This window comes from Tunicatimonas sp. (assembly GCF_049647865.1).
Classification (GTDB): domain Bacteria; phylum Bacteroidota; class Bacteroidia; order Cytophagales; family Cyclobacteriaceae; genus Tunicatimonas.
Map to the genome: position 1 here is coordinate 1 of NZ_JBARYM010000740.1, position 6,512 is coordinate 6,512.

Here is a 6,512-nt window from a genome sequence, read left to right on the forward strand (position 1 = left end):
ATATAAACCTCACCATTGCCAAAGCCATTACCCGAGGAGATGAAATAGGGCTTCGCAAGGTGATGGGGGCTCGTCGTTTCCAACTTATCGGGCAGTTTCTTTTTGAAGCGTTACTGATCAAGTCCATTGCGCTGGCTTTAGCGCTAACCGTACTCCAATTGGTAAGCTCCTTTGCCGTAGATTTTACCGGAAGAGCCATCGATTATTCAGCGAGGTTTTGGGGGGTGGTTGGAATTTTGTATGTACTTAACACTTTATTAGCCGGTCTATATCCCGCGCTGGTTCTCTCCCGGTTTAATCCATTACGGCTACTGAAAGGAAAATGGTATTCGCCCCGAGGGAAGAAGTTACGCCAAGGGATGGTCGTGTTTCAATTCGGAGTCTCTATCATCCTTATCATTTTCACTTTCGCCGTCATTCAGCAGTTGCATCATATGCGTTCTAGTGATCCTGGATTTAATCGAGAAGGTATAATTGTAGTTAAAGGTCCGGAGAATCGGGCTAAAACCTGGATTGAGCACGATCAGCAAAAGGCAGATGAGCCTCAAGAAGACATTTTTAAAGATGCTGTTTTGCCCTCCGTTGGAGTGAACGCAGTATCGCTATCCCGAACTACTCCGGGGGAGCGCAGCAGTATCTCTACCATAGGATTGGGAGCCTCCTACAACCACAGCACATTTGATGCGCTAAAGGCCGATAGCGATTACGCTGAAGTTTACGGACTGGAACTATTGGCGGGCCAGTTTAATACCGACAATGGGTTGGTCATCAATGAGCAGGCGGCTAAAATTCTAGGCTACGATAATCCGGCTGAAGCAGTCGGGCAAACGTTCCGAGATGATAGAAACTATGAACGCAAAATCAACGGTGTCATCCAAGATTATCACCATCATAGTCTTCAGTATGAGCCTCGTCCACTTACTTTTAGTCAGGACGATTTTACCTACAAGCTAGATTCTTATTACAGTATAAAAGTAGCTGCCAACAATCTAGAAGCTACTGTTGAACAGATTTCTGTAGCCTACGAACGAGTTTTCCCCTACGATACTTTTGAGTTCTATTTTATAGATAGCTTCTTCGATACCCAATATCAAGAAGATATTCGCTTTGGTAAGCTCTTCGGAATTTTTTCCGGACTCACTATCCTGATTGCTTGTATGGGATTGTTTGGGCTTTCTCTGCACACCGTGGTTGAAAAAACCAAAGAAATTGGAATACGAAAAGTGCTAGGAGCTTCGGTACAGAGTATTACTACACTTCTCTCTCAGAACTTTATACGATTGATCATTATAGCCAGTATTCTAGCACTACCCATTGCCTACTTTGCGCTACAAATGTGGTTGGCCAACTATGCTACCCGAATCAGTCTGCACTGGTGGCTATTTCTGTTGCCATTGGCCGTAGTACTTCTGATAGCACTTATAACGGTAAGCTTTCATACCATTAAAGCCGCTTTGGCCAACCCAGCCGATTCATTACGGTACGAATAAATGTATATTTTCTCAATCTTCTAAAACAGTTTGGTTGCCTCTTCAGACGTCGTCCGCCCGGTAGATAATTTATTGTTCAGCTTGTTCTTTCAGTGCCCGGTTCATCGTCAGCACCCGATCGGCACGAAGTATCTACACTATCACCTCACCCACTTCTACGATGAGAAGAATAGATAGTCCATCATTGTAACCTCCCTTTAAACTACTAGACTAAACGTTTACTTCTTCTTTAATTTTCTTTATTTTTTGTCTACACATTTTTATCCAACCATTTTACAACATTCTAATGCGATACGCTGCCTTTACACTCATTTTTCTGGCACTATTCTTCAACAGCTCTGTCTACGCTCAGCAGTCTACCTTAACGGGTACCGTTGAGCAGTCGTACGACGAAGAGATATACGTTTTACTTTACCCTGGAGAGGCCTACGGTCGTAACTGGTTAGGACAACCTTTAGACACGGTTATGGTGGCGGATGGGTCGTTTGAGCTATTGGTCAATCCGGGTTCTTACGTAGTAGTACTAGAGGGAGCGCAGCACGACCGTATTAGCTTTCCGGCGTTACTACCTACTGGTGTTTCTGAAAAAGTTGCTCTTACTCTGGCTCCCTTTCACATTGCACAAGCCATTGACTCCGTAGCGTTAATAGGTGAATTTAATGGTTGGAAGCAAGAGAATAGTATAGCGCTACACCGCCGAGATTCGCGATGGGTAACTGAAGAAACTGCTGCTTTGGACACCGGCGGGCAGTATCAGTTCTTAATTAATGGAAAGCAACGTACCTATGTACCTACGCTTCCGACCAAGATCAACGGCATCAGGGGTCAGCTTCACAACTACTACCAGGGTGATGCAATTGAGTTTGATTCAGCGGATATGCCAGTCCGATCCGTTTCCTCGTCAGTATCGTGGCCCGATGGCTCTATCAACGCAAATTATCAGACCTTACGCGATAGTCTGTTAGTGATAGAGCAGGAGCGCCGGGCACTGATACCGGCTATATTTAGCGGTGAACTGGTTGGAGAGGAAGCGCAAGACAAAGCACTTATTTATTGGGATCGTTTCGGTTCATTATACGAAAAGTACGCATCCCGTTTTCCGCAGATAGTAGCTGAGAATCGGTTAACTGATTTATTATACCTTCATCCGGTCATGATTAAAGCCTCTCAATTAGAGCAGCAATCGGCGGTAGAGAAAACCTACGATTCGCTATTTCAATCTGCTCAGTTTGATAATTTTATGAGTCGTATTCATGAGATTACCGCGACCTTGGACCCTCAGTCGTACCTAATGGATCCCTATCCAATACCTCGGTTAGCAAGACTAGATCAGTACTTATCGCGCTCCATGTACTTACGAAACGCCTACAGTTTAAATGAAGATCATTACTATCAATATATGGTAGATTACGCTGATTCAGCATTGGATGACGAAAAAGCAGCTACGATTTTATTTATGTTGAGCTACGAATACTTGCGGGAAGAGAATGCATCCGATAAGGGAATATCAGTGCTAGAGAAATTAAAGGCAGAGTATCCTGAAAGTGAAGAAGTAAAACTAGGCGCAGTAGATAAGCAGTTAACTGGTATGCGAACTATAGCCGGAAAGGCGGCGCCTGAATTTGCGGTGAAGACACTGGCGGGCGATAGTTTGCGTCTAACTGATTTAGCCGGAAAGTACGTGTATATAGACTTCTGGGGTAGTTGGTGCCGTCCTTGTTTGGATGAGTTTCCTAATTTGATTGCACTGTCGGAGGCGTTTTCTACCGATCAACTTCAGATCGTAGGACTAGCGCAAGACCGTGAGCCTAATTTAAGAAAGTACCTGGAAGAACATCCTCTCCCTTATCCGAATGCGCTAGCCCCTCAGGTGGTTGAAGCCTACGGAATAACCTCGTTTCCCACTACATTTCTCATTTCCCCCTCCGGGGTAATTATTGCTAAGAACCTTCGGGGTGAAAACTTAGCTGAACTCGTTAAAAATAAAATAGAATCTCACGAAGCTACTGCTACCAAAACAGAGAAAAGCGAAACAGAACAAAAGTACTAACTTTAGTATAACGCCATATCAAACCGCTTGCGGTACTGCTTGGTCAGGGGGTGGTCGGTACCCATGAGTCGGAAGAGGGCAATAGTGGCGCGGCGGGGCAGTTCATTGCAATAAGTTTTATCTAGCAAAGTGGCTTGAATCAAAGCTTGTAGAGTATCTTCAAAACGGTTTTCTTTCATAGCGGTTTGTGCCTGCTCAATCTGCTCCGCTACCTTGGGTTGCCCCCCCTCCTCGCAAGTCATCAGGTCCGCTAGGCTACGGACGTCTTCCCCTAATTCAAAGCTACGGTGGGTATGCTGGATCGCCTCAATAGCTAGTTCGGGGTGCTGCCCTACCGTAGCCGCAGCCAACCATAATTGGGCTTCACCCACGTCCGGATGATCCTTCGTAAACTGCGCAAGCTTCGTTGCTGCTTCGGAGTGCTGGAAGGTAAACAGTTGGTTGCGGTAGGTTTCTAGCTGCTCTTTGCGCTCGTCGGGTAAATTCTCTACTAACCATTTTTGAATTTGCGGTTTGGGCAGTGCCCCGGTAAAGTCGGCAATTACTACCCCTTGATGAAACATCTTTACCGCAGGGATACCTTGAATGCCGTATCGCTGAGAAATATCTTGGTGTTCATCCGTATTGACTTTTACCAGTTCCCAAGTGCCGGAAGCCTTTTCGGCTAAACCTTCAATCACCGGACCAAGGGACTGGCAAGGGCCACACCAGGGAGCCCAAAAATCCACAACTACCGGAACCTGCTCACTACGAGCAATTACATCTTGTTCAAAGTTCATAGAAAAGCGAGTATGTATTTCGCTCTATTCTACGAAGAAGCTGCTGGGATAGTTTGCCGTTCAGCTTGTTCTTTCAAAGCCCGGTTCATCGCCACAAATCCCGCTTGGGTGCTTTCGGCAATTTGCTTCATAATCAAGCTACGTAATAGGCCGCTAAACTTCTCTTGCTGAACGAATTTTACCTGCTGAGGGGCCAGTTCTTCAATTATGAAAATATGGTGTCCATCAAATAGCCCCGGTACCCACAGGTGGCCGAGCCACTCTAGCCGCCGGTTTTCCTCTACTTTCACTAGCTTAGGTTTAAACGTCGTAGTTTTCTCTCCCTGCTTCATCTGGTTGGTCAGGCGAGTACCGGCTATGGCTTTTCCTGATGAATTTACGATGAACGGATTCCATTCCTGGTACGCGGGGAAGTCAGTAAGTACTTGCCATACCCGTTCAGCACTCGCGTTGATAATAATTTCAGTGATTAATTCTTTCATAATGTTTTTAAAGGTGGAGGGTGAATGGTAGAAGGTTACAAGTTTACTTAACCTTCTACCTGTAAACTTCTAAACGCCTCCCTTCTACCGATTGCTCTTATACAAAGATAATCTGGCGAACTGGTTGGGGACGTTATCTTTTGTTAAGAAAAAGACTTTCGCAAATTTTACTATCTTGAAGATAAACCAACCTACTATATTGATGCAGCTTCTATGCTACTCTAATTTTATATGTGTCGCCTTAGCTATTCTTACTGCTCCGCTACTTTGTATCAGTGCTTTCGCTCAGTCACCGGAGCTAGGTATTTTTGAAAAAAGTGTTGACGTAGGAAACCCACAACAGTCCGGGGCAACGGAGTACGATACAGCTAACCAAACGTATACAATTCGTGGGGCAGGTTATAATATCTGGTTCGAGCGCGATGAATTTCATTACGTGTACCAAAAGCAGCTGGGCGATTTTACAGCTACTGCTCACTTTGATTTTGTGGGAGTGGGAGTAGACCCTCATCGCAAAACCGGATGGATGATTCGGGAGTCGCTGGCTGATACGGCCGTTCATCTCAGCGCCGTATCACATGGTGATGGACTAACCGTACTTCAGTGGAGAACGGAGCCAGGTGCTTCCATGCGCGACCCGGAAGATGAAATATTTTTCCCAGATAAAGATATAGACATCATTCAATTAGAGCGTAAGGGACAAACGGTTACCATGCGAGTTGCTAAAGAAGGAGAAGAACTTCGTGTGGTTGGCTCCCATACGATGGAGCGATTGCCGAGAGAAGTTTTGATCGGTTTATTTGTCTGCTCTCATAATCCTGAAGTGGTAGAAGAAGCTATTGCTAGTGATGTAGAGATCAGCGAGCAAATTTTTTAGCTACTATTTTTCATCTCTAATCATTTAGAGCTAATTCTTTTACGGATGCGGCTTAGCGAAACCGGGGTGATGCCCAGAAACGAAGCAATGTAGTGCTGAGGTACCCGCTGAAACCATTCGGGTTGGGTAGCTAGTAGTTTTTCGTAGCGCTCCTCGGGAGAATCCAGAATGTAGGATGATAAAATACGCTGAGCGTTAATAAAGCGTTGCTCGGCAATGCGACGCCCCATTACTTGAAAGTTGGATGAATAAGCGTAGATATTCATTAACCTTTCGCGACTAATCACTAGCAGCTTACTGTCTTCCAGTGTTTCTAGATTTTGCTGACTGGGAATCTGTTGTAGCAAGCTATCTAAAGCGGTAGCAAAGAGGTTTTCCAGAAAAATAAATGCGGTTACTTCTTCCCCTTCTTTCTGATAGAATAGCCGAAGGCAACCTTGGTTGATAAAGTATATTTCTTGAGCAACTTCTCCTTCGCTTACTAATGCAAACTTCTTAGGCACTTCTCGGTACACGCACTGTTCTTCCAGAAATGCCAGTTCGGCCGAGGTAAGGGGGGCTAATTGAGAGACATATTGGCGAAGCTGAGAATGCATGCTAATTTTTCAGAATTTGTACTGCCAAACTTCTTTAAGCGTTGGTTTTGTATTAAATTGAACGTCTGCAAACTACATTGTTTCATTTTTTATTACAGAATACGCAACATGATGAAAAAAAGACCTAACAAGAATGCTTTACCTCGTCGCAATTTCCTGAAAGGGGCGGCTACCTCAGCTGCTTCGTTCATGATTGTGCCCCGCCACGTACTGGGTGGCACCGGCTATCAAGCACCCA

The 6,512-nt window shown here is 45.0% G+C and carries 7 protein-coding genes; 4 read left to right on the forward strand and 3 right to left on the reverse strand.

The features are described 5' to 3' along the window. The 3 genes from WBA23_RS21545 to WBA23_RS21555 all read left to right on the forward strand — a co-directional run. Positions 1–1,490, forward strand: a 1,490-nt coding sequence (locus tag WBA23_RS21545) for an ABC transporter permease (protein WP_424584346.1), incomplete at its 5' end; no start/stop codon positions are given. 30 nt (positions 1,491–1,520) lie between these two features. Beyond that, positions 1,521–1,667 carry a hypothetical protein gene (locus tag WBA23_RS21550; protein WP_424584347.1) on the forward strand — a complete coding sequence of 49 codons (147 nt, stop codon included), beginning with the start codon at positions 1,521–1,523 and terminating at the stop codon, positions 1,665–1,667. 109 nt (positions 1,668–1,776) lie between these two features. Then, positions 1,777–3,540 carry a redoxin domain-containing protein gene (locus WBA23_RS21555; protein ID WP_424584348.1) on the forward strand — a complete coding sequence of 588 codons (1,764 nt, stop codon included), beginning with the start codon at positions 1,777–1,779 and terminating at the stop codon, positions 3,538–3,540. 2 nt (positions 3,541–3,542) lie between these two features. Here the strand turns inward: WBA23_RS21555 and WBA23_RS21560 are convergent, their stop codons facing one another. Together WBA23_RS21560 and WBA23_RS21565 are read right to left on the reverse strand one after the other, a co-directional pair. Further along, positions 3,543–4,319, reverse strand: a complete 777-nt coding sequence (locus WBA23_RS21560; RefSeq protein ID WP_424584349.1) for a tetratricopeptide repeat protein — start codon at positions 4,317–4,319, stop codon at positions 3,543–3,545. Positions 4,320–4,348: 29 nt separating this feature from the next. Further along, the gene (locus tag WBA23_RS21565; RefSeq protein WP_424584350.1) at positions 4,349–4,801 is read right to left on the reverse strand and encodes an SRPBCC family protein; all 453 of its coding nucleotides are present in this window, start codon (positions 4,799–4,801) and stop codon (positions 4,349–4,351) included. Between the two features lie 202 nt (positions 4,802–5,003). Here WBA23_RS21565 and WBA23_RS21570 point away from each other — a divergent pair, with 202 nt between their 5' ends. Further along, positions 5,004–5,678 (forward strand): hypothetical protein, encoded by a 675-nt coding sequence (locus WBA23_RS21570; protein ID WP_424584351.1) that lies wholly within the window; start codon positions 5,004–5,006, stop codon positions 5,676–5,678. Between the two features lie 20 nt (positions 5,679–5,698). Here WBA23_RS21570 and WBA23_RS21575 read toward each other — a convergent pair whose 3' ends face one another. Continuing rightward, entirely contained in the window at positions 5,699–6,274 is a 576-nt protein-coding gene (locus WBA23_RS21575) for a Crp/Fnr family transcriptional regulator (protein WP_424584352.1), read from the reverse strand. Between the last annotated feature and the right edge of the window lie 238 nt (positions 6,275–6,512).